The sequence below is a fragment of the Micromonospora sp. NBC_01796 genome, from assembly GCF_035917455.1.
Lineage (GTDB): Bacteria > Actinomycetota > Actinomycetes > Mycobacteriales > Micromonosporaceae > Micromonospora_G.
Genome location: NZ_CP109078.1, coordinates 6,808,648 through 6,833,935, shown reverse-complemented (window position 1 = coordinate 6,833,935; position 25,288 = coordinate 6,808,648). Strand labels below are relative to the sequence as shown.

Sequence of the window (25,288 nt, the reverse complement as noted above, 5' to 3'; positions counted from 1 at the left end):
CCGCTCACTGCGGTAGCTGGGCGATGTGCCGCAGTTTGTTCATCGCGTCGAGCGCGGCGACCTTGTACGCCTCGGCCAGCGTCGGGTAGTTGAACACGGCGTCGACCAGGTAGTCGACGCTGCCGTTGCAGCCCATCACCGCCTGTCCGATGTGTACGAGCTCGGTGGCGTCGGTGCCGAAGATGTGCACCCCGAGCAGGCTCCGGTCCGACGGGGACACCAGCAGCTTGAGCATGCCGTACGAGTCACCGATGATCTGTCCCCGGGCGAGTTCCCGGTAGCGGGCGACGCCCACCTCGAACGGCACCCGGGCTGCGGTGAGCTCGTCCTCGGTCCGTCCGATGAAACTGATCTCCGGGATCGAGTAGATCCCGATCGGCTGCTGCTGGGACAGCTCCCGTACCGGCTCGTCGCAGGCGTGGTGTCCGGCCAGCCGGCCCTGCTCCATCGAGGTCGAGGCGAGCGCGGGAAAGCCGATCACGTCACCGACCGCGTAGATGTGCGGTACGTCGCTGCGGAACCACTCGTCGACCTTGATCCGCCCCCGCGAGTCCGCGCTCAGTCCGGCCTTCTCCAGTGACAGGGCGTCGGCGGTGCCCTGCCGCCCGGCGGAGTACATCACCGTGTCCGCCGCGATCCGCTTGCCGCTCTCCAGTACGGCGATCGCGCCGCGCGGGTGCCGCTCCACCGACGCCACCGCCTCCCCGAACCGGAACGTGACGGCGAGGTCGCGCAGGTGGTACTTCAACGCCTCGACGATCTCCAGGTCGCAGAAGTCGAGCATCCGGTCGCGTCGCTCGACCACGGTGACCTTGGTGCCGAGCGCGGCGAACATCGAGGCGTACTCGATCCCGATCACGCCCGCGCCGACCACCACCATCGAGTTGGGGACCTGTTCGAGGTTGAGGATGCCGTCGGAGTCGACCACCGTACGCTCGTCGAACGCGACCCCGGCCGGTCTCGCCGGACGGGTGCCCACCGCGATCACGATCTTCGCGGCGGTGACCGACGACTCGCGTCCGTTGTGGTCGGTGACCGTGATGGTGTGCGGGTCGGCGAACCGACCGGTCCCCCCGATCAGCCGGATCCGGTTGCGGGAGAGCTGGTTGCGGATGACGTCGATCTCGCGCCGGATCACATGCTGGGTACGGGCGGCGAGGTCGGCGACCGTGATGTCGTCCTTGAGCCGGTAGCTCTGGCCGTAGGTCTCGCGCTGACTGAGGCCGGTCAGGTAGAGGACGGCTTCACGCAGCGTCTTCGACGGGATGGTTCCGGTGTTGATGCAGACGCCGCCGACCATGTCGACGCGCTCGACGACGGCGACCCGCCGGCCGAGCTTCGCCGCCGCGACCGCCGCCTTCTGTCCACCCGGACCGGAGCCGATTACGAGGAGATCGAAGTCATACACCGCTACAGTCTTTCAAGATCAGGTTTCTATTGCCTATGCCGTACGCGAACGACTCTCGCCTGTCGCCCCGACCGGCGCACTTCTGCCTCGGGTGGCCGGACGCACCACCCCTAAAGCGTCCTAGGAGGCTAGATTTTACGGAACGAAGGCGGCAGCGCCCGTTCGAGTCGCCCGCGACGTTCAGGTTGTCCTGGTCATCCGAGCGCGGTGCTCCCTGGGACTGATGCCGCGTTCCCGTTTGAACGCGGCACTGAGGGCGAAGCCGCTGCCGTAACCAACCTCACGGGCCACCGCCTCCAGGGTGGCGTCCCGGTCGCGCACGCGGTCCGCCGCCAGGGCAAGGCGCCACCCGGTCAGGTAGGCCATCGGCGCCTCGCCGACGGTCTCGGTGAACCGCTTCGCCAGGGCCGCCCGGGAGACACCGACGCACGCGGCGAGGCGGGCGACGGTCCACGGGCGGGCGGGTTCGTCGTGCAGCAGCCGCAGCGCGCGGGCGACGACGGGATCGCCGTACGCCCGGTACCAGGCAGGTCCCTGCGCCACGTCCCGGGAGAACCACGTCCTCAGGACGGCGGCGAAGACCAGATCGAAGAGCCGATCGAGCACGGCACCCTGGCCGGGGCCGTCCTTGGTCATCTCGTCGGCCAGGAGCGGAATCAACGGAGGGTCGAGTTCTGCCTCGGGGAGGGTGAGCATCGTCGGCAGCGCGGCGAGGAGCCTCTTGCTGACCTCGCCGCGCAGCTGCTGGCAGCCCAGCAACAGGGTGGTCGAGCCACCCGCGCTGTTCCCCCACAGACGCGGGCCGAGGGTGAACCGGTCGGTGATCTCCTCCCCGTCGTGACTGGTGCAACGCAGTCCCGGGTGGAGGATGACCTGGGGCCGGGTCGAGGGGTCGTCGCCGACCGTGAACTCGTCCGGTCCGCGGAGCACCGCGACGTCGCCCTGCCGCAGGGCCACCGACTCCCCCGTGTGGTCCGAGACCCACGCCGTGCCCTGGAGCACCGCCATCAGACCGACCGGCGCCCGATCCTGAATCCGCACACCCCACGGGGGCTCCATCCGTGCCCGCACCAGGTACGCCCCACCGCCCCGTGGCCCATCGAGCAGGCGCGTCAACGCATCCATTCACCGAGCCTAGACGCGTACGCATGTATTCGAGGCCCTTGACCATGGAGACTCCAGCGTGGTGAGACTTCACTGGATGCATGAACCTCCACTCACAGCAACAGAGCACACCGCACCCGCGACTGACCCTCGTCACCTGCGGAACCGGTAAGACCGGTCGCCGCGTGGTGCAGCGGCTGACCGATCGAGGCCGTCCCGTTCGGGTCGGCTCGCGGGCCGGCGACCCGCCGTTCGACTGGTCCAACCGCGAGACCTGGGCCGCCGCCCTCGCAGACGTCGACGCCGTCTATCTGGCCTACCTCCCGGACATCGGCGCACCCCAGGCCGCCGACGACATCACCGCCTTCGGTGACCTCGCGACCGGGCTGGGAGTCCGACGGGTGGTGCTGCTGTCGGGGCGGAACGAGCCGATGGCGCAGCGCTGCGAGGAGGTGGTGCGGAGCTTTCCGTGGGAGTGGACCGTGGTGCGCTCCTCGGTGTTCAACCAGGACTTCAGCGAGGCGTTCTGGCTCGGGCCGGTCCGCAGCGGCCTGGTCGCCGTCCCCGCCGGCGACGTGGCCGAGCCGTTCGTCGACGCCGAGGACGTCGCCGACGTCGCAGCCGCCGCCCTCACCGAGCAGGGCCATGCCGGGCAGGTCTACGAGGTCTCGGGACCACACTCCCTGACCTTCGCCGAGGCGGTCACCGAGGTCGCGGCCGCCTCCGGTCGATCCGTGCGGTACGAGCCCGTCACGACCGAAGAGTTCGCCGCCAGCATGGTGCGGGCCGGTGTGCCGGTCGAGGAGGCCGGATTCGTCGCCGACCTGTTCACCGCCCTCTTCGACGGCCGCAACGCCGCCACCACCGACGGCGTCCAAAGGGCGCTCGGGCGGGCACCGAGGGACTTCCGCGACTACGTCCGCGACACCGCCCACACCGGCGTCTGGGACGCCGGGACCGGAGACTGAGCCGTGCTCTCGGGGCGATCGCACCCCTGCTTGAACTGATGACGGATCGGGGGCGCCGGTGGTGCCATGCTTACTGCGGCGCACCACCGGCACACCGAGGGGTTGGTACACGGTGTTTCTGCGGCACCTGGAATACCTCACCGCGCTCGCCCGGGAAGGTCACTTCGGACGGGCGGCGGCAGCGTGCTGGGTCAGCCAGCCCACCCTGTCCGACGGCATCCGCAAGCTGGAGGCCGAGTTCGGCGTGGCGGTGGTACGACGGGGAAACCGCTTCGAGGGCTTCACCCCGGAGGGCGAGCAACTGCTCGCCTGGTCCCGGCGGGTGCTCGCCGACCGGGAACAGCTACTGGCCCAGTTCGGCCGGACCAGTCACGAGGGCCTGACCGGACAGTTGCGCCTGGGCGCCGTACCGGCCTCGCTGCCACCGGTCTCCCTGCTCACCGGCCCGTTCTGCGACCGCCATCCGGGGACCAGCCTCACCGTGCTGTCGCTCACCTCGGACGAGATCCTGCGCCGGTTGACCGACTTCGAACTCGACGCCGGACTCACCTATCTGACCGACGAACCGCTGACCGGCTTCCGGACCGTACCCCTCTACGACGAGCGTTACCTCCTGCTCACCAGCGAGAACGGCGACTTCGCCGGCCGATCCGAGGTCGGTTGGGCCGAGGTGGCCCGGCTACCGCTGTGCCTGCTCACCCCGGACATGCAGAACCGACGCATCCTCGACGGACTGTTCCACCGGGCCGGGGTGACGGTGACTCCACGGATGGAGACCAACTCGATCTCCACCCTCTGCTCGCACGTACGCGGTGGGCGCTGGGCGAGCGTGATCCCGCAGGCCTGGCTCTGCCTGCTCGGGGTGCCACCGGGGACCCGGGTGCTGCCGCTGACCGGACCGACCGCGACCAGCACCGTCGGGCTGGTCGTGCTCGACCGCGACCCTCCCCCGCTGGTGGCCAGCGCGCTGCTGCACGTCGCGGAGGGCCTCGACCTGCAACGCAGCCTGGACGACCTGGTCCCCGCCGGGACCTTCGCGGCCACCGGATCGACCTTCGTCGCCGACGACGGCACCGACCTGTCTCGATAGGTTCCGCCGATCGGCCGTTCGGGAACTGCTCATTGTGACCGGCGCGTACGCGGCGCAGGCTGGGAAGTGTTCAGGAAGCGGCCACGGAAATCCACCCACCACGGGGCGACATTCCTACTGCCCTCTCCATTTCCGGACCGCCGTCCGTCCCAATCGCAATGAGAAGAGGAACCGCTCATGGCGAAAGTGCTGTGCGTGCTCTACGACGACCCGGTCACCGGATACCCGAGTTCCTACGCCCGGGACAGCGTGCCGCAGATCAACCACTACCCCGGCGGTCAGACCGTACCGAGCCCGGAGAAGATCGACTTCACGCCGGGTGAGCTGCTCGGCAGTGTCTCCGGTGAGCTCGGACTGCGGTCCTATCTCGAATCGCTGGGCCACACCCTCGTTGTCACCTCGGACAAGGAGGGCCCCGACTCAACCTTCGAGCGGGAGCTCGCCGACGCCGAGATCGTCATCTCCCAGCCGTTCTGGCCGGCGTACCTGACGGCGGAGCGGATCGCGAAGGCGCCGAACCTGAAGCTGGCCGTGACCGCCGGCATCGGCTCGGACCACGTCGACCTGACCGCCGCGATCAACCGGGGCATCACGGTCGCCGAGGTGACCTACTCCAACAGCATCAGCGTGGCCGAACACGTGGTCATGATGACCCTGGCGCTGGTCCGCAACTACCTCCCCTCGCACCAGTGGGTACGCGACGGCGGCTGGAACATCGCCGACTGCTCGGCCCGTGCGTACGACCTGGAGGCGATGTCCGTCGGTACGGTCGCCGCCGGCCGGATCGGTCTGGCGGTGCTGCGCCGGCTCAAGCCGTTCGACGTCGCGCTGCACTACACCGACCGGCACCGGCTCGCCCCGGAGATCGAGGCGGAACTGAACCTCACCTGGCACCCGGACGCGGAGTCGATGGTCCGGGTCTGCGACGTGGTGACGATCAACTGCCCGTTGCACCCGGAGACCGAGAACATGTTCGACGAGGCGCTGCTGGGCAAGATGCGGCGCGGGTCGTACCTGATCAACACCGCCCGTGGGAAGATCGTCGACCGGGACGCGGTGGTACGTGCCCTGGAGTCCGGCCAGCTCGCCGGCTACGCGGGCGACGTCTGGTACCCGCAGCCAGCGCCGGCCGACCACCCGTGGCGGACGATGCCGCACCACGGCATGACGCCGCACACCTCCGGCACCACCCTGTCGGCGCAGGCACGTTACGCCGCCGGCACCCGGGAGATCCTGGAGTCCTATTTCCAGGGTCGGCCGATCCGGGACGAGTACCTGATCGTGGACGGCGGGAGTCTGGCCGGGACGGGCCAGCACTCGTACAGCGCGGCGTAGTCCCCCGCGCCGTACCGCCCCGTGACGGCGTAGTCCGGTGGTCCCCCCGCCGGCCTGCGCCGTCGAGGGCGTTCACTGCACCGTGCCGCCGCCCGTCGCGCCGAGCCCGGTTACCTCCGTGCCCGCTGGCGGGCGGCCTCGTAGAGGACGACCGTCCCGGCCGCCGCCGCGTTCAGGGAGCTGGCGGCACCGGTGATGGGGATCCGGACGGTCCGGTCGGCCGCGTCCCGCCAGGCGGCGCTGAGCCCGTGGGTCTCGTTGCCGACGAGCACCACCCTCGGCCCGGTGAGGTCGTAGTCGGCGACGTCGACCTCACCGTGCTCGTCGGTGCCGACGATCTCCACCGGGAGGTCCCGGACGCGTAGGTCGCTCACCCAGTCGACCACTTCGCGGTGGGTGGCGACCCGGACCACCGGGGTGGCGAACAGCGAACCGGTGCTGGCCCGGACCGCCTTCGGGTCGTAGGGATCGGCCGCGTGTCCGGTGATCACCACTCCGGTGGCCCCGAACGCGTCCGCCGACCGGACCAGCGTGCCTATGTTGCCGGGCGTGGTCGGCCGGTCGAAGACCACCACCAGCAGGTCGGCCCGCTCGGGCAGCCGATCGAGCCGGTCCTCGGGCAGTTCCACCACGGCGAGCATCTCGGGTGACTCGTCGTCCTTGCCGCCGAGTTCGCGCATCAGCTCCGGGGCGAGCAGGACGCGGGTGGCGTCGACCTGGTCGAGCAGGTCCCGCCCCCACCTCGACAACCCCTGGCCGTACGGGTGGAGCAGGGCGCGGATGGTCCACCCGTACTGCACCGCGAGGGTGATCGGTCGTACGCCCTGGACCAGGAACTCGCCCGCCCGTTGGCGCTTGGTGCGGTTGGTCAGCAACGCCTGCCACTGCTGGTAGCTCGCGTTCCTGCTGGTGATCTTCAACGTCTTCGCCACGCTGTGGAACAACCCTCCTCGCCACCCGCCCCCGGCCGCGTCCCTGCTGGGTGCGTCGGGTGGCGGCATGTCGTCAGAGGCAGACCCTACAGCGGGCCGTACGCGGCAAGGCGTCACCGGCGCCCGTTCCGGGCGCTGGTCGTCGAGGCTTGTCAGTGACGAACCCCTATTGCATACTGTACTCCCCATAACGCATACAGAAGCCTGGTCTTTTTGTGTGCGCTCGAAGGGAGCAGCCCGTGCGAGTCGCAGTGCTCGGAGCAGGCGCCATCGGCGCCTACGTTGGCGCGGCCCTCTGCCGCGCCGGAGTGGACGTTCACCTGATCGCCCGCGGTGCGCACCTGGCCGCCCTGCAACAGAACGGAGTCCGGATCCTCAGTCCCCGAGGGGACTTCTCGGCACATCCGCACGCCACCGACGATCCCGCCGCGGTCGGCCCGGTGGACTACGTGTTCCTGGGGCTCAAGGCACACTCCTACGCCTCGGCGGGGCCGCTGCTCGCTCCCCTGCTCGGGCCGCAGACCGCGCTCATCGCGGCCCAGAACGGCATCCCGTGGTGGTACTTCCACAAGCTCGACGGGCCGTACGAGAACCAGCGCATCCAGGCGGTGGATCCGGACGGCCAGACCTCGGCGGTGATGGAACCGGAGCGGGCGATCGGCTGCGTGGTCTATCCGGCCACCGTGATCGAGTCACCCGGGGTGATCCGCCACCTGGAGGGCACCCGGTTCTCGATCGGGGAACCGGACGGCACCATCTCGCGACGCTGTACGGAGTTCAGCGCCGCGATGATCGCCGGTGGCCTGAAGTGCCCGGTCGAACCCCGGCTGCGGGACGACATCTGGATCAAGTTGATGGGCAACGTCTCACTGAACCCGATCAGCGCCCTGACCCGGGCCACGATGATCGAGATCTGCGAGAACCCCGGCACCCGTCAGGTGGTCGCGCAGATGATGGAGGAGACGCTGGACATCGCCGCCCGGGTGGGCAGCAATCCGGAGATCTCCATCGCCAAGCGGATCGACGGTGCGCAGCGGGTCGGCCACCACAAGACCTCCATGTTGCAGGACCTGGAGGCGGGCAAGGAACTGGAACTGGACGCCATCGTCGCGGCGGTGGTGGAGATGGCCGACATCACCAGTGCCCCGGCACCCACCCTCCGTACCGTGTACGCCGCCACCGATCTGCTGGCCCGGTCCGTGGCCCGGCGGGCGGCGGTACCCACCGCGGCCTGATCCACCGGCCGCCTGTCGCGGGACCCGGCCTCGCCCCCGGCGAACCCCGCATCATCGCTCCACATGGACCGGTGCGGTCGATCCGCCACCGGGACGGGTACAAAACCGCACGCCAGAAGCTGTTGTCCGGCACGGGAAGCTTGCACTGGATCCACGAACAGCATACTGTATGCAGTACGCCGATTGGCTCCAGCCGTGCACACCGGGATCCGGTGCCGGCCAGCCAGCGGCGCGACGCCGGCGTCCTCGGCGTACCAGACGCCTGACGCGACCCGGCCCGCCAGCACCTTCGCAGGACACCCGACGCCCTGGAGGCTCCCGTGCCCCTGATCCTCAAGCCTGGCACCGCCTGGCCAGACGTCTATGCCCGCTGCCGGACGGTGGCGCCCGAGGCGTTCCTCGACGGCCGCCTCTGCAACTACTGGGATGGCCGGTGGCAACCCGACGGTGTGCCCGCCCTGGCCACCTCCCCCGTGGACGGGACGCCCATCGCCGGCCCGCCCCGGGTCACCGGGGAAACCGCGACCGCCGCGGTCCGGGCCTCACTCGACACCCACCGAACCTGGTCCGCCCTGCCGCTGGCCGAACGCAAGGCGCGGGTCGGCACCACCCTGGACGCTCTGGCGGAGCACCGTGACCTGCTCGCCCTGCTCCTGGTCTGGGAGATCGGCAAGCCCTGGCGGCTGGCCCGGGCCGACGTCGACCGGTGCATCGAGGGGGTCCGCTGGTACGTCGACGAGATCGACGACATGCTCGACGGGCGGACCCCGTTGGCCGGGCCGATCAGCAACATCGCGAGCTGGAACTACCCGATGAGCGTCATCGTGCACGCGATGCTGGTCCAGGCGCTCGCCGGAAACGCGGTGATCGCCAAGGCACCCTCCGACGGCGGGGTGAGCTGCCTGACCCTGGCCGTGGCCATCGCCGCCCGGCACGGACTGCCGTTCACCCTGATCAGCGGCGGCGGCGCGGAACTCTCCTCGGTCCTGGTCGCCGCGCCGGAGATCGGCTGCGTCTTCTTCGTCGGCGGTCGCGACGTCGGTGGCCAGGTGGCCGCCGGACTGGTCGACTCGGACAAGCGGCACGTCCTCGAACAGGAGGGACTCAACTGCTGGGGGGTGTGGGAGTTCACCGACTGGGACCTGCTCACCGCCAACGTCCGCAAGTCCTTCGAGTACGCCAAGCAGCGCTGCACCGCCTACCCCCGGTACGTGGTGCAGCGGTCGCTGTTCGACAGGTTCCTCAACGCGTACCTGCCCGCGGTGCGGGGGGTGCGGTTCGGGCACCCGCTGGCGATCGAGCCCGGTCAGGAGGACTTCCCCGAGCTCGACTTCGGCCCGCTGATCAAGGACGCCAAGGTCAAGGAGCTCAACGACGCGGTGAACGAGGCGATCGACAAGGGCGGCGTACCGATCTACCGGGGCTCGTTGGACAGCGGGAGCTTCCTGCCGGGTCAGGACACCTCGGCGTACCTCCCGCCGACGGCGATCCTGGCCCCACCGCCGTCCTCGCCGCTGTTCCACGCCGAGCCGTTCGGGCCGGTCGACACCATCGTGCTGGTCGACACCGAGGCGGAACTGCTGGCCGCGATGAACGCCAGCAACGGGGCGCTGGTCGCCTCGATCGCCTGTGACGACGAGGCGACCGCGTACCGGCTCGGCGCCGAACTCCAGGCGTTCAAGGTCGGCGTCAACCGGCCCCGTTCGCGCGGGGACCGGCAGGAGGTCTTCGGCGGCAAGGGCGCGTCCTGGCGGGGCGCCTTCGTCGGCGGCGCGCTGCTCGTCCACGCGGTCACCGAGGGACCCGCCGACGAGCGGTTGTATGGCAACTTCCCCTCGCACGCCCGGTATCCGGCGGTGTGAGTCCCCACCGCCAGCCGCCGCCCGTGCCGTCGCGACCGGCGCGGGCGGCGGCACCGGTCCACCCCCATCTGCCGGCCCACCGGCCCGGTCCGCAAGGAGTTCCCGCGCATGACGGCACACGACCTCCGGTTCGACGTGAACCTCTCCATCCTGTTCACCGAACTTCCGCTGCTCCAACGGCCGGCGGCGGCCGCCGCGGCCGGTTTCGACGCGGTCGAGTTCTGGTGGCCGTTCGCCGAGCCGGTCCCGGCCGACCGCGACGTCACGGCCTTCCTCAACGCGCTCGACCACGCCGGGGTACGGCTCGTCGGGCTGAACTTCGACGCCGGTGACATGCCCGCCGGCGACCGCGGTCTGCTTTCCCAGCCGGCGAACTCGGCCCGGTTCCGGGCCAACATCGCCTCGGCGGTCGGGATCGCCGAGGCGACCGGCTGCCGGGCCCTGAACGCGCTGTACGGCAACCGGGTCGACGGGGTCGATCCGGCCGAGCAGGACGACCTGGCGGCGGAGAACCTGGCGCTGGCCGCCGAGGCAGCCGCCGGTGCCGGCGCGATCGTGCTGCTCGAACCGCTGAACAGCGCGCAGAACCCGGCCTACCCGCTGGCCACCGCCACCGACGTGCGCGCGGTGATCGACCGGGTACGGGTCGGCTCCGGGCAGCACAACGTACGGCTGCTCTGCGATCTGTACCACCTGGCCAGCAACGGTGAGGACCTGGAAAAGGTGATCACCACCCACACCGGCCACATCGGTCACGTACAGATCGCCGACGCGCCGGGACGCAACCAGCCCGGCACCGGTGAGCTCGACCTCGACGGGTTGCTCGCCCAGCTCGAACGGGCCGGCTACCGCGGCTACGTGGGCTGTGAGTACAAGCCGCTCGGGCCGAGCGCGGACAGCTTCGGGTGGCTTCCCCGGGAACGCCGTTCGTCGGCCCGGCTCTGACCGCCACCGTCCGTCCACAGCCGAGCGTCTCCCCCGCCCATTCGAGAGGTATGGAAACTATGGCCAAGATCCCCTGCATGGAAGCGGTGGTCACCGTGCTCAGATCGGAGGGCGTGGACATCGCGTTCGGCTGTCCCGGCGCCGCCATCCTGCCGCTGTACGCCGCGTTGAAGAACAGCGACATCAGGCACCTCATCGTCCGGCACGAGGAGGGCGCCACCCACATGGCGGACGGCTGGGCCCGTACCAACGGGCGGGTCGGTGTCGCCATCGGCACCTCCGGCCCGGCCGGGACCAACATGATCACGGGGCTCTACACCGCGCAGGCGGACTCCATCCCGATGATCTGCATCACCGGGCAGGCGCCCACCACGAAGCTGCACCAGGAGGCGTTCCAGGCGGTGGACATCGTCGAGATCGCCAAGCCGGTGACCAAGTGGGCGGTGCAGGTGAAGGAGGCCGCGCAGGCACCCTGGATCTTCCGGGAGGCGTTCCGGATCGCCCGGTCCGGGCGCCCCGGCCCGGTCCTGATCGACCTGCCGTTGGACGTGCAACGCCAGGAGATCGAGTGGGACGCCACCATCGACGCCCCGCTGCCGGTCACCCGGGTCGAACCGCACCCGCCACGGGTGGAACGCGCCCTGGACCTGCTGCTGGCCGCCGAGCGCCCGCTCATCCTGGCCGGTGGCGGGGTCATCCTCGGCGAGGCCACCGACCTGTTGCGCGAGGTCGCCGAGACGCTGAACATCCCGGTCCAGGTCACCCTGATGGGCAAGGGTTCGCTGCCGGAGGACCACGACCTGTTCGCCGGGATGACCGGGATCCAGACCACGCAGCGCTACGGCAACGCGTCCTTCCTGGAGTCCGACCTGGTGCTCGCGCTCGGCGCCCGGTTCGGTGACCGGCACACCGGTGACCTGGAGACCTACCGGGGCGACCGGAAGTTCATCCACGTCGACATCGAGCCCACCCAGATCGGCAAGGTGTTCGGCCCGGACCTCGGTGTCGTGTCGGACACCGGCGCGTTCCTGGCGGCACTGCTCGACGCGGTCCGGCGCCGCGGCGCCGAGGTCGACCGTGGGCAGTGGGTGTCGCGGGTGCGTACGCTGCGCCGGACACTGACCCGTCGGGACGACTTCGACTCGGTGCCGATCAAGGCACCCCGGGTCTTCCGGGAGATCAACGAGTTCTTCGGTCCGGAGACGTACTTCGTCACCGCGATCGGGCTCTACCAGATCTGGTCCGGGCAGTTCCAGAACGTCTTCAAGCCCCGGCACTACCAGGTCTGCGGCCAGGCCGGGCCGCTCGGTTGGGAGATCCCGGCCGCGATCGGGGTCAAGTCGGCCAGACCCGACGCCGAGGTGGTCGGCGTGGTGGGCGACTACTCGTTCCAGTTCCTGGTCGAGGAGCTCGCCGTCGCCGCCCAGTACAACGTGCCGTTCGTGCTGGTGATGCTCAACAACGAGTATCTCGGCCTGATCCGGCAGGCCGAGATCGGCTACGGCATGAACTTCGAGGTGGACATCCACTACGACGAGTACGGCACCGACAACGTCAAGATCATGGAAGCGTACGGCTGCTCCGGTCGCCGGGTCACCGAGCCGGGCGAGATCGGCGACGCGCTCGCCTGGGCCAGCAAGGAGGCCAGGCGGACCAGCCGACCGGTGCTGGTCGAGGTGATGGTCGAACGTGAGGCGAACACCGCACACGGCCTCTCCATCGCAAAGGTCAACGAGTACGAGCCGGTGCCCGAGAGCGTGCCGGCGCAGGCGAGCGCCGACTGACCGGTCCGCTCCCAACCGGTTGCCCGATCCCATCCGGCGGCCGGTCCCGGCACCCGCGGGCGTCGCGGCCCGCGGCACCCGAGCGGGGACCGCGCTGCCCGCCGGACCGCCGACCCGCCCCGGTCGGCCGCCGGCACCCGGCGCACGTCCACCCCCGTGGACGTGCGCCGGCGGTTACCCGAACACGTACGGGCACAGCCGTCGGCGCTGCCAGCGCATCGACGCAGCCCAGGCTCGCCGCAAGCGCGAAGAACCATTGCATCTCGGCGACTGTATGCTATGAACACATTCGGGCGGCGTAGCGTCCGATCGATCCAACAGAGCCGGAGGTTTCCATGACGGACTGGGACTCGAGCCCGCCAGCCGCCGCCAGCGGTGGACGACGGCTCGCCGCCGCACGAGCCGAGGCTCGGGCCGTACGCCAGCCGTTGGAGCGTCCCGCACCCCTGCGCCAGGCGGTCTACGACGTGATCGCCGAGATGATCATCAACCGGGAGCTGCAACCGGGTGAGCACCTGGTCGAGAACGAGCTGGCCGCCCAGCTCGGAGTGAGCCGGCAACCGGTACGCGAGGCGCTGCAACGGCTGCACAGCGAGGGCTGGGTCGACCTGCGCCCCGCTCTCGGCGCGTTCGTCCACGTGCCGACCGAGGCCGAGGCGGACCAGCTCCTGGCCGCCCGTACGCTGCTCGAGACCGAGTCTGCCCGGTTGGCCGCGCGTGGGGCCACCCCGGAGCACATCGAGCATCTCTGGGGCCTGCAGCGCGCCGGTGAGAAGGCGCTCAGCGACGACGACCAGGAGGGCATGGTCGCCGCGAACGCCGCCCTGCACGCGTACGTGGTGTCGATGTCGGGCAACAACGTGCTGGCCGAGCTGATCGCGCTGGTGGACCGCCGGGTGCGCTGGTACTACCTGCCGATCGCGCGGTCACGCGGCCGGGAGGCCTGGGACGAGCACGCGGCCCTGATCGAGGTCATCGCCAGCCGCAACGGCAAGCGCGCGGGCGACATGATGCGCCGGCACACCGAACGGACCCGGGAGAGCTACCACAAGCGGCGCAAGGAGGCCGCTGAGCGGGAGGCTCTGGCCTGACCGACAACGACCGGTACCCGTCACCACCCCTCGTCGGGTGGTGGCGGGTATCTGCGTTGGACGCTTCGGCCGGAGGATCGGAGTCCATCCCGCACACACGCCGGCGTCGACCGGTACGGCTCCCGCCGCGCCGGTCGACGCCGGTCCGGCCAATCCCACCCGGACCACTATTCCGATTCCGGGCCGGAACGGCCCTTACTTGTACATGGTCTGGTTCATGGTGCCCGGGGCGTACGCGTCGGGGTCGACCCAGACGTTGATCAGCGAGGGGAGCCCGGACTCCCGGGCCCGCTGCATGGCCGGGCCGATGTCCTCCGGGTTGCGCACCTCCTCGCCGTACCCGCCGAGCATCCGGGCGAACTCGTCGTAGCGGACGTCGCCCAGGGTGTTGCCGACGCGGGCACGGGCGGCGCCGTACTTCTGCGCCTGGCCGTAGCGGATCTGGTTCATCGACGAGTTGTTGCCGACCACGCCGACGAACGGGAGGTTGAACCGGACCAGCGTCTCGAAGTCCCACCCGGTGAGGCTGAAGGCACCATCGCCGAAGAGCGCGACGACCTCCTTGTCCGGCCGGCCGTACTTCGCGGCGAGCACGAACGGGATGCCGACGCCGAGGGTGCCCAGGGGACCGGGGTCCATCCAGTGTCCCGGCGACTTCGGCTGCACCACGCCACCGGAGAAGGTCACGATGTCGCCGCCGTCGCCGATGTAGATCGAGTCCTCGGTGAGGAACTCGTTGATCTCGTGGGCCAGCCGCAGCGGGTGGATGGGGCTGGCGTCGGAGAGCTGGCGCGGGAGCCGCTTCTCGTACGCCGCGGTCTCCTCGGCCCGCAGCTCGGCGAACCAGGGCTTGCGGCCCGCGGCGCCGTTGTCGATCCGGCCGGACGCGGCCTGGGCCACCGCGGCGAGGATCGCACCCGGGTCGCCGACCAGGCCGAGGTCGATGTCGCGGTTCTTGCCGACGGTGCGGTAGTCCAGGTCGATCTGCACCACGGTCGCGTTCTTCGGCAGCCGCCGGCCGTAGCCCATCCGGAAGTCGAACGGGGTGCCGACGATGATGATGACGTCGGCGTTGTTGAACGCGTACCGCCGCGACAGGTGGAAGTGGTGCGGGTCGCCGGGCGGCAGCGTGCCGCGCGCCGAGCCGTTCATGTACGCGGGGATGTTGAGCGTCCGGACGAAGTCGATCGCGGCGTCACTGCCCCGCGCGGTCCAGACCTGGGTGCCCAGCAGCACGGTCGGCTTCTTGGCCTTGACCAGGATGTCGGCGAGCTGCTGGATGGCCGCCGGGTCACCGATGCTCTTGGTCGAGGCGCGGTAGCGACCGGGCTGCGGGATGGTGCAGTCGGACAGGCGCACCTCGGCGTCGAGCACGTCGCGCGGGATCTCCAGGAAGGACGGGCCCGGAGCACCGTTGTACGCCTCGCGGAACGCCATCGAGACCATGTCGGCCGCGCGGGCGGTGTGCGGCACCGTGGCGGCGAACTTGGTGATCGGCGTCATCATGTCGACGTGCGGCAGGTCCTGCAGTGACCCCATCTTGTGCTGGTTGAGCGCGCCCTGACCGCCGATCAGGAGCATCGGGCTCTCCGCCCGGAACGCGTTCGCCACACCGGTGACGGCGTCGGTGGTGCCGGGTCCCGCGGTGACGACCGCGCACCCCGGCTTGCCGGTGGCCCGCGCGTAACCGTCGGCCGCGTGCGCGGCGACCTGCTCGTGCCGTACGTCGACCACCGCGATGCCCTCGTCGACACAACCGTCGTAGATGTCGATGATGTGGCCACCGCAGAGCGTGAAGATGACGTCGACGCCCTCGGCCTTGAGCGCCTTGGCCACCAGGTGTCCACCGGAGATCCGCTCCGGGTCGCGACTCGGCTCGGCCAGGATCGGGTCCACGGCGGATTCCCTCGCGGTCTGAACCATGTTTCTCAACTCCCTTGAGTCGCCACCGGAGACCTGCGTGCACGGATGCGGCGGGTCCGGCGGTGTTGGGCTGGAAAACTGCTCCGGGACGCGTGCGGGCGCGGCGCGGCGGGCGCGCTCGGCGCACGGCTCCACATCGGCTGCTCGACCAGGGCAACCTCCCCTGTCCACGGGTGGGCACGGTCGCGCGCCGACGGCCGGGACGGGCCGGGCGGCACGGATCGCGGGTGAAATGTGGCGCCGGCGGTGGTCGCGGCACGGGCTCGATGTCGCTGACGAGTCATGGGCTTCCTCCGCCACCCTGAGGATTGCATACCGTATGGGGTAGGCAATATCGTGGCTCATGTAACAGCGGGGTGTCTAGGGGGTAGCGGCAGGTTTTCCGCCGGAGCGGCACCCGCCCCTCCCCGTACGCCTCGACGGCGGCTACCGGAAGCGGATCACGCTCAGCTCGCACGCTCCCCCTTCCCTCGACCCCGAAGCACCAGCCCTGACGGCACGGAGCTGGATCTACAACCGAACGACCGCCGAGGTGTCCGGCATGGACCTCACCGCGAGTAGCGGAGCAGCTCGGCCACCGGCGGCCGTCCCGGAGGAAGCGCGCGGGCGTCGCCGGTCCACCCGGGAACCCGGCGGTGCCCGGTCGGCGGGGTCGTGGCCTTGGTCACTGGATCAAACTTTGCATACAAAAGCCTGTATGCTGGAGCCAGGCCCACGGGAATCGAGCCAACGAAGCAGGTCTGCGGTGAACGGAATCCTCTCCCCCACGACGGGCCGGGACACCAACACCCGGCACCGACACGGGGAGCCGTACCAACCGACGACCACGCACCGTCCTCGAACCCCCGCACCACCATGGACGGCCCGCACCGGTGAATCAGCGCCGAGGACGGGCCGACCCCGGTCCGGCGCGTCGCGCCCCGGACCGCACCTGGGAGCCCCCACCTCCGAGGTGACCGCAACCAGCCGCCGGGCCGAATCCGGTACCGGGCGGCACACCCCGGCCATCACCGGGACGCCGGAGGGCCCGAGCCTGCCAGCTCGGACCCTCGGCGACCACATCGAGCAGACGCGCCCGTCCCGCTGGGAGCAACGCGGCACCCAGCCCTGGACGCGCAGCCGGTACGCACCCTCCCGCGGGGCGTCGTCCCACGGGAACGCCTATAACCGACGAGGTGAAGAGGTCATGGCAACCCAAGGAGAGTTCCAACGTTTCCTCAACCGGATCCAGCGCGGGCTCAACCTCCCGCGTGGATTCAACGCCGACGGTCGTACTCTCGGGCTCGGCCTGGCGCTCGCCCTGGAATCCCAGCGGCGAGCCACCCGGCCGACCGACGAGGAGATCGCACGGCTGCTCAACGAGCACACCGAGGACGACCTCGTAAAGTTGTGACAACCGATCAGGACGCATCACGTTCCGCCATGGCGACTTCCGGAGCCCGTGGCTGATCGTCGTCCGTAGCACCACCGGCCGGGACGGCGGCGGGTTCTGCCGCCCGTCGTCCGTCCCGCCGGGTCTTCAACAGGCTGGCCACCGTGGTGACCAGCAGCGTACCGAGGATGACGCCGAGTGAGACGAGGATCGGCACCTCGGGCGCCCACCCGACACCGTCGTGGTGCAGTGCCTCCAGGACCAGCTTCACGCCGATGAAGGCGAGGATGAGCGCCAGCCCCTTGCTGAGGTACACCAGCCGGTCCAGGAGGGCACCGATCAGGAAGTAGAGCTGCCGCAGGCCCATCAACGCGAACGTGTTCGCGGTGAAGACCAGGTACGGCTCCTGGGTCAGGCCGAAGATCGCCGGAATGGAGTCGAGCGCGAACAGCAGGTCGGTGGTACCGATGGCGACCATGACGATCAGCATCGGGGTCACCATCCGCCGACCGTCGATCCGGGCGAACACCGACGCGCCGTGGTAGGACTCGGTCGTCGGGAGCACCCGGCGGACCGTACGCAGCGCGACGTTCTCCGAGAACTCGTCCTCCTGCTGCGGCCCGACCAGTTTGATCGCGGTGTAGACCAGGAACGCGCCGAACAGGTAGAAGAGCCAGTCGAACCGGGTGATCGCCTGGGCCCCCGCGGCGATGAAGACGCCCCGGAGCAGCAGCGCGATCACGATGCCGATGAGCAGCACCTTCTGCCGGTACTGCACCGGCACCGCGAACCGGCTCATGATGATGACGAACACGAACAGGTTGTCGACACTGAGCGAGTACTCGGTGAGCCAACCCGCGAAGAACTGCCCGCCGTACGTGGCGCCGGCCGTCCCGGTCAGGACCAGGCCGAAGGCGACCGCCGCCAGGATGTAGAAGCTCACCCACGTCACGCACTCCCGGAAGGACGGGTCGCGTGGATTGCGGGCCACCAGGTAGAAGTCGATCGCGATCATCACGATGAAGGCGATGATCGTCACCGCCCACACCCAGCCGGGCAGATTCATGCCCTACCTCCGGTCCGGGGCCGGATCAGCCGGCCCAACCCCTGCCCGGCGCCGCGGTCGCGCCGCCGGTTCTCCCGCGCCTGCCACTGCGCCTGCGCGTGTTGGACGTAGAAGCCGTACAGCCGGTCGGCGGGCGGGTTGTCCGGCGCGATCCGGCGCAGCCAGCCCGGTGCGAACCGCTCGTGCAGCCAACTGAACCCGATGGCGAACCCGAGACTGATCATCGCCTGGTAGGCGAGGAAACCGAGCACGTCCGGCGGCAGCGCCGGCCGGCCCGCGATCAGCAGACCGGCCAGCACCTCGTGGACGAGTCTGGCCACCGGGAAGCCGACGAACCAGTAGAGCCCGGCCGGCGCGAACACCCCGGGCGTGATGATCCTCGCCCCGAGCAGTGCGCCGAACCCGCCGCCGAGCAGCGCCAGCGGTAGGCCGAGGGCGACACCGGTGGCCACCGCCCAGCCGATCGGCTGGCCCACGATCAGGGCGAGTCCCAGTGCCGCCAGTCCGGCGCTGGCCCCGATACCGGCGCCGGGGATCGCGATCTGACCGAGATCTCTCATCCGCTTGGTGGTCATCTCAACCCACCACCACGCCGAACCGGACCAGGCTGTAGACCAACATGCCCAGGTAGAACACCGCACCGAACCCGATGACCAGGTTCTGCACGATCCCCGGGCGGATCGGTTTGGGCAGCATCCGGTTGTTCACCAGGAGCAGCACCACGCAGTAGGTGCCCATGGCGAACGTGGACAGGAAGGCCAGTACGTCGAGGATCGCGCCCGGACCGTCGGCGGGGCCGAACAGCAGGATCAGGATCCCGAACGTGATCACGCCCCAGAGGAAGCCGGCGTAGAGCTTCGACATGCCGAACTTCTTCGCCCCACGGATGAAGTGGTAGCTCATGTCCGCCTGGCCACGGGAGAACGAGTCGAACAGACCCAGCGTGGCGTTCAGACCGATCAGCGCGATGAAGCCGAGGAAGATGCCGCGCAGCACCGGCGCGCCGGCCGAGGCGAAGGCGTCCGCCATCGCGGTCAGGGCGACCTCCCGGTCACCGTCGCGGATCAGGCCGGCGACGTTGGGACTCTCCCGCGCCGCGGTCTGGGCCAACACGGTGAACGAGATGGTGACCAGCATCGTGATGCCCCAGAAGAGCAGCACCGCGTCGAAGGTCACCCACTTGCGCCAGCCCTTCCACTTGCGCATCTCGGCCGGGTTGTCGGTGTCGAACATGAACCCGCGCGACGGCATCTCGTCCTCCGCACCCGCCGACCGGAGTCCACGGATCTTCGGAATGTGCGCGCCCATGCCGGCACCCGAGTCACGCAGGTGCAGCGTGTACCACATCTGCTGCATGCCGGACGGTCCGGCGAACGCGATCGCGCCGACCAGGACCGGGAACCAGGCCGCCGACATCGCCTCGTCCGGCAGGTAGCCGAACCGGAACATGCCGCCGAGGGTGGCGGTGACGTCGCTCCACTGACCGACCAGCGAGGCCGCCACCGAGGTGCCGACCACCAGTACCCCGATCAGGATGCCGAGCAGGCTCTCCAGCAGGGGGTAGATCACCGAGGCGAGGCTGAACAGGATGCCGACCAGGATCAGGCCGATACACGCGGTGACGACCCAGGGTACGCCGCTCACCTCCTCGAAGGCGGCGGCGCCGGTGGACAGATGGCCCGGCCAGATGTAGACCAGGATCGCGACCCCGAAGAAGAACCACATCAGTGGTTTGAACACCCGGGCGGCGCCGAAGAAGATGCTCTCGCCGGTGGCCATGGCGTACCGGGCCATCTCGAGCATCACGAACGCCTGGAGGGTCACACCGATGAGGAACAGCCACCGGATCTCCGGGCCGAAGACCAGGACCAGTCGGGGCCACATGTACGCCTCGCCCATGCCCACGCCGAGCGCGACGAGGAACACGGTGGGGCCGAGCAGGTGGACGGAGGGGGGTGCGTCCGGCAGTTCCCGGATCGGCATCGGTTCGAGCTTGCCGGCCCGCCAGACGCGTTGTTCGCCGGACCGGGGTGTGGGGATGGACGTGGTGGTGCTGGGTGGGGCCGTGGCACTTCCCCCCTGGGGACGGGGGGCAGGATCGTTTGAAGCGTCCACGTTGGACCTCCTCGGGACCTAGTGGCTGGGGGGTCTGGGGGACGGAACCAGACCCCGACGTCATGTCCTGTTCGCCTCCTGGCCGCGCAGCGGTCGCTGTCGCAGGTTTCCCCTCGGCAAGACCGGTGCCGCGGGTCTTCTCGGATCAGCCGCCGGTGCTCGGGTCGGCCCCGACGAGGCCTGCGGCCCGGGCCCAGCGGTACTTCGCACCGAGTACGGCGACCGGCTTCTCCGTGGTGTACGGGTAGGCCACGATCCCGTGCCGGTACAGGTGCTCGCTTGCCTGCTCGACCTCCACGTCGCCGGCGAGCGAGGCGACGACGGGCTTGTGGATGCCCTTGGCCCGGAACTCCTCGACCACGTCGACCACCAGTTCGGCGAAGACCATCGGCGGGGTGACGATGGTGTGCCAGTAACCGAGGATCAGCGAGTGGATCCGGGGGTCGGACAGGCCGAGCGCGATGGTGTTCCGGTAGGTCGACGGCGGTTCGCCGCCGGTGATGTCCACCGGGTTGCCGGCCGCGCCGAAGGGCGGGATGAACTTGCGGAACGCCTCGTCGAGATCCGGGGGGATCTCCATCAAACGCAGGCTGTTGTCGACGCACGCGTCGGAGAGCAGTACGCCGGAACCGCCCGCGCCGGTGATGATGACGACGTTCTCGCCCTGCGGGGTCGGCAGGAGCGGGATGCCGCGGGCGTACTCGAGCAGGTCGTTGAGGCCGGGGGCGCGGATCACGCCGCTCTGCCGCAGGATGTCGTCGTACACCTTGTCGTTGCCGGCGAGTGCGCCGGTGTGCGAGCTGGCGGCCTTGGCACCCTGGTCGGTCCGGCCGGCCTTGAGAACCAGCACCGGCTTGGTCTTCGACACCCGCTTGGCGGTCTCGGCGAAGGCCCGGCCGTCCTTGAGGTCCTCCAGGTGCATCGCGATCAACTGGGTGTTGGGGTCGGTCTCGAAGAAGGTCAGCAGGTCGTCCTCGTCGATGTCGGCCTTGTTCCCTACGCCGACGATCGAGGAGACGCCCATCTTCGCGGACCGGCTGAAGCCGAGGATCGCCATGCCGATCCCGCCGCTCTGCGAGGAGAGGGCGACGCCACCCTTGACGTCGTACGGCGTGCAGAAGGTCGCGGAGAGGTTCTCCGGGGTGTAGTAGTACCCGTAGATGTTCGGCCCGAGGATGCGTACGCCGTGCCGGCGGGCGATGGCCACGACCTCGTCCTGCAGCTCGTGGTTGCCGGTCTCGCCGAAGCCGGACGGGATCAGGATCGCCCCGGCGACACCCTTGGCGCCGACCTCCTCGAGTGCCTGCGGGACGAACTTCGCCGGGATGGCGAAGACCGCGACGTCCACCGGGCCGGGTACGTCGGCGATGCTCTTGAACGCCTTGCGGTCCAGGATCTCGTCGGCCTTAGGGTTGATCGGGTAGATCTCGCCCTGGTAGCCGCCGTTCACCAGGTTCTTCATCACCGAGTTGCCGATCTTGCCGGTTTCGGCGGAGGCACCGATCACGGCGACCGCCGCGGGCCGCATGATCCGGTTCATGCTGGCCAGGATCTCCTCCTCGGAGAACCGTTCCGGCGTCTTCGCGGCCTCGTCGTCGACCAGGATCCGCACGTCGACCGCGGTCGCGCCGGAGGCGGTCGCCAGGACCGGGTTGAGGTCGACCTCGGCCAGCTCGGGGAAGTCGGTGACCAGGTCGGACAGCCGCTGGATGAGCCCGGCCAGGACCTCGCGGTTGGCCGGCTCGGCGCCGCGTACGCCGCGCAGGATCTCGGCCGCGGCGATCCCGTCGATCATCGACAGCGCGGTCTCGTGGTCGGCCGGGGCGAGCCGGAAGGTCACGTCCTTGAGCACCTCGACCAGCACGCCGCCGAGCCCGAACGCGACCACCTTGCCGAAGGTCTTGTCGGTCACCGTGCCGACGATCACCTCGTGGCCGGAGGTGAGCAGTTGCTGCACCTGCACCCCGACGATCCGGGCGTCGGCCCGGTACGCCTTGGCGTTGTCCACGATGGTCCGGAAGCCGTCGGCGACCTCGGCCGGCGTCTTCAGCCCGACCAGGACGCCGCCGGCCTCGGTCTTGTGCAGGATGTCCGGCGAGACGATCTTCAGCACCACCGGGAGGCCGATCTGCCCGGCCAGGGTCACCGCCTCGTCGGCGCTTTCGGCCAGCCCCTCCCGGGGCGTCGCGATGCCGTACGCCTCGACGACCAGCCGACCCTCGGGCGCGGTCAGCGAGTCGCGGCCCTCGGCCCGGACCTGGTCGAGAACCCGGCGTACCGCCTCGCGGTCGTAGCTGGTTGCGTTATCTGACATTTCCTCGTCTCTCCTTCGGACCGAACGCACCGCCGGTCGCGGCGGACGCCTGTGAACAGCGGGATGGTCAGATCACACCGGCGGTACGCAGTTCGGCGACCTGGCTCTCGTCGTAACCGAGCTCGCCGAGGACCTGCACGGTGTGCTCACCGAGCAGCGGGGACCGCTCGATCTCGACGGTCGAGTCGGACAGCTTGATCGGGTTGCCGACGGTCTTGTAGGCACCCCGCTCGGGGTGCTCGACCTCGACCACCGAGCCGAGCTCGGCCAGGGTGGTGTCCTCGATCAGTTCCTTGGTCGACAGGATCGGCCCGCACGGGATGTTGTGGGCGTTGAGCTTCTCCATGACCTCCCACTTGGTGTGCTTCTCGGTCCACTCCTCGATCAGCGCGAAGGCCTTGTCGAGTTTGGCGAGCCGTACCGCCGGGGTGTTCCAGGCCGGGTCGTCGGCCAGCTCCGGCTTGCCGATCAGTTCCGTGATCGGCTTCCAGCCGACCGGCTGGATGATCACATAGATGTAGTCGTTCGGTCCGCCCGGTGCGCAGCGCACGGCCCAGCCGGGTTGTCCGCCGCCGGAGGCGTTCCCCGAACGCGGCACCTCGTCGCCGAAGTTCTCGTTGGGGTACTCCCCCAGCGGTCCGTGCGCCAGCCGCTGCTGGTCGCGCAGCTTCACCCGGCACAGGTTGAGCACCGCGTCCTGCATGGCGACCTGGACCCGCTGACCCCGGCCGGTGTTGGTGCGCTGGTAGAGCGCGGCGAGGATGCCGGCGACCAGGTGGATGCCGGTGCCGGAGTCGCCGATCTGGGCGCCGGTGGCGGTCGGCGGGCCACCCTCGAAGCCGGTGGTGCTCATCGAGCCGGCCATCGCCTGGGCGATCACCTCGTACGCCTTGAAGTTGGCGTAGCGGCCCGGTCCGAAGCCCTTGATCGAGGCGTAGACCAGGCCGGGGTTGATTTCCTGCAGCCGTTCCCAGGGAAAGCCGAAGCGCTCCACCACACCGGGCCCGAAGTTTTCCACCAGGATGTCCACGCCGGACACCAGCGAGGTGAAGATCTCCTTGCCCTGCTCGCTCTTCATGTTCAGCGTGATGCTCCGCTTGTTGGCGTTGAGCATCGTGAAGTAGAGGCTGTCCACACCGGGCAGGTCGCGCAGCTGGGCGCGGGTGATGTCACCCGTTCCCGGTGCCTCCAGCTTGATGACGTCGGCGCCCAGCCACGCCAGGATCTGTGTGGACGAGGGACCGGACTGCACGTGTGTCATGTCGAGGACGCGGATGCCCTCCAGTGCCTTACCCATGAGCCAACCTCCTGTACGTGACACGCCACGTGTTGCTGATCAGGGGATTCAGACCCGAGGTGTGCTCCGCGCGGGTCCGGGCCGACCGTCGGATCATCGGCACCCTCCGCGCCCTCGGGGATTGCATACCGTATGGGGTAGGCAATATCGTGGCGCATGTAACAGCGGGGTGTCTAGGGGGTAGCAAAACGAATTCCGGTTGACCCTCCGCGGACCTCGACTCGGACGCCACCACCACGAAGGTCAAGGAGAGGGAGGCCCTCTGTGGATCTGTTGGAGCACCAGGCACAGGATCTGTTCGCCAAACACGGCGTACCTGTGGGTAGGTACCGCGTGGCCGACACCGCCGAACAGGCCCGCGAGGCCGCCGCCGAGATCGGCGGCCGGGTCGTGGTGAAGGCCCAGGTGAAAACCGGGGGCAGGGGCAAGGCCGGCGGGGTCAAGCTGGCCGACGGCCCGGACTCGGCGTACGACACGGCGAGCGCGATCCTCGGCATGGACATCAAGGGACACACCGTCGGCCGGGTGCTGGTCACCGAGGCCAGCGACATCGCCGACGAGTACTACGTCTCGCTGCTGCTCGACCGGTCCAACCGATCGTTTCTCGCCATGGTGTCCCGCGAGGGCGGGATGGAGATCGAGCAGGTGGCGGTGGAGAACCCGGACGCGTTGATCCGGCTGCCGATCGACCCCGCCGAGGGGGTCACCGCCGAGACCGCCACCCGACTCTGCGTCGACGCCAACCTGCCGTCCGACGTGCACGACGGCGTACGGGACGTGCTGGTCCGGCTCTGGACGGTGTTCCAGGCGGAGGACGCGACCCTGGTGGAGATCAATCCGCTGGCGAAGCTGGCCGACGGGTCCGTACGCGCCCTCGACGGCAAGGTCACCGTGGACGACAACGCCCGCTTCCGCCACCCCGGGCACGCGGAGTTCGTCGACACCGCCGCGGCCGACCCGCTGGAGGCACTGGCGGCCGAGAAGCACCTCAACTACGTCAAGCTCGACGGCGAGGTCGGGGTCATCGGCAACGGCGCCGGCCTGGTGATGAGCACCCTCGACGTGGTCGCGTACGCCGGCGAGGAGTTCGGCGGGGTGAAGCCGGCCAACTTCCTCGACATCGGCGGTGGCGCCTCGGCCGAGGTGATGGCGAACGGACTGGAGATCATCCTCGGCGACCCGGCGGTGCGCAGCGTCTTCGTCAACGTCTTCGGCGGCATCACCGCCTGCGACGCGGTGGCCAACGGCATCCTGCAGGCGATCGAGCTGCTCACCCGCGACGGTGCGCAGATCACCAAGCCGCTGGTGGTGCGCCTGGACGGCAACAACGCCGAGGAGGGTCGACGGATCCTCACCGCCGCCGCACTCGACTGCGTACGGACCGTGGACACGATGGACGGTGCGGCTCGCCTCGCCGCCCAACTCGCCACCAAGGGGGCATGACAGC

At 69.6% G+C, this 25,288-nt stretch carries 19 protein-coding genes; 10 read left to right on the top strand and 9 right to left on the bottom strand.

The window, feature by feature from the left end; translation table 11 throughout:
• Positions 1–4 precede the first annotated feature (4 nt).
• Positions 5–1,408, bottom strand: a complete 1,404-nt coding sequence (sthA, locus tag OIE47_RS30495) for a Si-specific NAD(P)(+) transhydrogenase (protein WP_326557975.1) — start codon at positions 1,406–1,408, stop codon at positions 5–7.
• A 180-nt stretch (positions 1,409–1,588) separates the two neighbouring features.
• Positions 1,589–2,533: an AraC family transcriptional regulator gene (locus tag OIE47_RS30490; protein WP_326557974.1), complete on the bottom strand. Its 945-nt coding sequence runs from the start codon at positions 2,531–2,533 to the stop codon at positions 1,589–1,591.
• Positions 2,534–2,613: 80 nt separating this feature from the next.
• Here OIE47_RS30490 and OIE47_RS30485 point away from each other — a divergent pair, with 80 nt between their 5' ends.
• The 3 genes from OIE47_RS30485 to OIE47_RS30475 all read left to right on the top strand — a co-directional run bounded on the left by OIE47_RS30485 (position 2,614) and on the right by OIE47_RS30475 (position 5,905).
• The gene (locus tag OIE47_RS30485; RefSeq protein ID WP_326557973.1) at positions 2,614–3,480 is read left to right on the top strand and encodes an NmrA family transcriptional regulator; all 867 of its coding nucleotides are present in this window, start codon (positions 2,614–2,616) and stop codon (positions 3,478–3,480) included.
• Between the two features lie 112 nt (positions 3,481–3,592).
• On the top strand, positions 3,593–4,570 hold the full coding sequence (locus OIE47_RS30480) for a LysR family transcriptional regulator (protein WP_326557972.1): 978 nt from the start codon (positions 3,593–3,595) through the stop codon (positions 4,568–4,570).
• A 177-nt stretch (positions 4,571–4,747) separates the two neighbouring features.
• Positions 4,748–5,905 (top strand): NAD-dependent formate dehydrogenase, encoded by a 1,158-nt coding sequence (locus OIE47_RS30475; protein ID WP_326557971.1) that lies wholly within the window; start codon positions 4,748–4,750, stop codon positions 5,903–5,905.
• 110 nt (positions 5,906–6,015) lie between these two features.
• Here OIE47_RS30475 and OIE47_RS30470 read toward each other — a convergent pair whose 3' ends face one another.
• Positions 6,016–6,837, bottom strand: coding sequence for a TrmH family RNA methyltransferase (locus OIE47_RS30470; RefSeq protein ID WP_326557970.1), 822 nt, complete (start codon positions 6,835–6,837; stop codon positions 6,016–6,018).
• Between the two features lie 239 nt (positions 6,838–7,076).
• Here OIE47_RS30470 and OIE47_RS30465 point away from each other — a divergent pair, with 239 nt between their 5' ends.
• From OIE47_RS30465 to OIE47_RS30445, 5 genes are all read left to right on the top strand, one after another.
• The gene (locus tag OIE47_RS30465) at positions 7,077–8,072 is read left to right on the top strand and encodes a 2-dehydropantoate 2-reductase (RefSeq protein ID WP_326557969.1); all 996 of its coding nucleotides are present in this window, start codon (positions 7,077–7,079) and stop codon (positions 8,070–8,072) included.
• Positions 8,073–8,392: 320 nt separating this feature from the next.
• Positions 8,393–9,934: an aldehyde dehydrogenase family protein gene (locus OIE47_RS30460; RefSeq protein WP_442792003.1), complete on the top strand. Its 1,542-nt coding sequence runs from the start codon at positions 8,393–8,395 to the stop codon at positions 9,932–9,934.
• Positions 9,935–10,042: 108 nt separating this feature from the next.
• Positions 10,043–10,879: a hydroxypyruvate isomerase family protein gene (locus OIE47_RS30455; RefSeq protein WP_326557968.1), complete on the top strand. Its 837-nt coding sequence runs from the start codon at positions 10,043–10,045 to the stop codon at positions 10,877–10,879.
• Between the two features lie 50 nt (positions 10,880–10,929).
• Positions 10,930–12,663, top strand: coding sequence for a glyoxylate carboligase (gene gcl, locus OIE47_RS30450; protein WP_326557967.1), 1,734 nt, complete (start codon positions 10,930–10,932; stop codon positions 12,661–12,663).
• A gap of 335 nt (positions 12,664–12,998) precedes the next feature.
• A complete protein-coding gene (locus tag OIE47_RS30445) occupies positions 12,999–13,754 on the top strand; it encodes a GntR family transcriptional regulator (protein WP_326557966.1) in 756 nt (251 codons plus the stop codon).
• Between the two features lie 195 nt (positions 13,755–13,949).
• Here the strand turns inward: OIE47_RS30445 and OIE47_RS30440 are convergent, their stop codons facing one another.
• Entirely contained in the window at positions 13,950–15,677 is a 1,728-nt protein-coding gene (locus OIE47_RS30440) for a thiamine pyrophosphate-binding protein (protein ID WP_326557965.1), read from the bottom strand.
• A gap of 1,186 nt (positions 15,678–16,863) precedes the next feature.
• On the opposite strand from OIE47_RS30440, the gene OIE47_RS30435 reads away from it, so the two are divergent.
• Positions 16,864–17,070 (top strand): hypothetical protein, encoded by a 207-nt coding sequence (locus OIE47_RS30435; protein WP_326557964.1) that lies wholly within the window; start codon positions 16,864–16,866, stop codon positions 17,068–17,070.
• A gap of 7 nt (positions 17,071–17,077) precedes the next feature.
• Here OIE47_RS30435 and OIE47_RS30430 read toward each other — a convergent pair whose 3' ends face one another.
• The 5 genes from OIE47_RS30430 to frc form a co-directional block, all read right to left on the bottom strand.
• A complete protein-coding gene (locus tag OIE47_RS30430) occupies positions 17,078–18,115 on the bottom strand; it encodes a TerC family protein (RefSeq protein WP_326557963.1) in 1,038 nt (345 codons plus the stop codon).
• Positions 18,112–18,690, bottom strand: coding sequence for a hypothetical protein (locus tag OIE47_RS30425; protein ID WP_326557962.1), 579 nt, complete (start codon positions 18,688–18,690; stop codon positions 18,112–18,114). The genes OIE47_RS30430 and OIE47_RS30425 overlap by 4 nt, the downstream gene beginning before the upstream one ends.
• Position 18,691: 1 nt before the next feature.
• Complete coding sequence (locus tag OIE47_RS30420; protein ID WP_326557961.1) at positions 18,692–20,098, bottom strand: Nramp family divalent metal transporter; 1,407 nt, start codon at positions 20,096–20,098, stop codon at positions 18,692–18,694.
• Between the two features lie 277 nt (positions 20,099–20,375).
• Positions 20,376–22,544 carry an acetate--CoA ligase family protein gene (locus tag OIE47_RS30415; RefSeq protein WP_326557960.1) on the bottom strand — a complete coding sequence of 723 codons (2,169 nt, stop codon included), beginning with the start codon at positions 22,542–22,544 and terminating at the stop codon, positions 20,376–20,378.
• Between the two features lie 67 nt (positions 22,545–22,611).
• Positions 22,612–23,841, bottom strand: coding sequence for a formyl-CoA transferase (gene frc, locus OIE47_RS30410; RefSeq protein WP_326557959.1), 1,230 nt, complete (start codon positions 23,839–23,841; stop codon positions 22,612–22,614).
• A gap of 264 nt (positions 23,842–24,105) precedes the next feature.
• Between frc and sucC the strand changes: the two genes are divergently transcribed.
• Positions 24,106–25,284, top strand: coding sequence for an ADP-forming succinate--CoA ligase subunit beta (gene sucC, locus OIE47_RS30405; protein WP_326557958.1), 1,179 nt, complete (start codon positions 24,106–24,108; stop codon positions 25,282–25,284).
• The last annotated feature ends 4 nt before the right edge of the window (positions 25,285–25,288 follow it).

Bases quoted from the DNA above. Each gene is read 5' to 3' on its own strand.
- OIE47_RS30490 (WP_326557974.1), bottom strand. From the start codon at position 2,533: ATGGATGCGTTGACGCGCCTGCTCGATGGGCCACGGGGCGGTGGGGCG.
- OIE47_RS30485 (WP_326557973.1), top strand. From the start codon at position 2,614: ATGAACCTCCACTCACAGCAACAGAGCACACCGCACCCGCGACTGACC.
- OIE47_RS30475 (WP_326557971.1), top strand. From the start codon at position 4,748: ATGGCGAAAGTGCTGTGCGTGCTCTACGACGACCCGGTCACCGGATAC.
- OIE47_RS30455 (WP_326557968.1), top strand. From the start codon at position 10,043: ATGACGGCACACGACCTCCGGTTCGACGTGAACCTCTCCATCCTGTTC.
- gcl (WP_326557967.1), top strand. From the start codon at position 10,930: ATGGAAACTATGGCCAAGATCCCCTGCATGGAAGCGGTGGTCACCGTG.
- OIE47_RS30445 (WP_326557966.1), top strand. From the start codon at position 12,999: ATGACGGACTGGGACTCGAGCCCGCCAGCCGCCGCCAGCGGTGGACGA.
- OIE47_RS30440 (WP_326557965.1), bottom strand. From the start codon at position 15,677: ATGGTTCAGACCGCGAGGGAATCCGCCGTGGACCCGATCCTGGCCGAG.
- OIE47_RS30435 (WP_326557964.1), top strand. From the start codon at position 16,864: ATGGCAACCCAAGGAGAGTTCCAACGTTTCCTCAACCGGATCCAGCGC.
- OIE47_RS30430 (WP_326557963.1), bottom strand. From the start codon at position 18,115: ATGAATCTGCCCGGCTGGGTGTGGGCGGTGACGATCATCGCCTTCATC.
- OIE47_RS30425 (WP_326557962.1), bottom strand. From the start codon at position 18,690: ATGACCACCAAGCGGATGAGAGATCTCGGTCAGATCGCGATCCCCGGC.
- OIE47_RS30420 (WP_326557961.1), bottom strand. From the start codon at position 20,098: ATGCCGATCCGGGAACTGCCGGACGCACCCCCCTCCGTCCACCTGCTC.
- OIE47_RS30415 (WP_326557960.1), bottom strand. From the start codon at position 22,544: ATGTCAGATAACGCAACCAGCTACGACCGCGAGGCGGTACGCCGGGTT.
- frc (WP_326557959.1), bottom strand. From the start codon at position 23,841: ATGGGTAAGGCACTGGAGGGCATCCGCGTCCTCGACATGACACACGTG.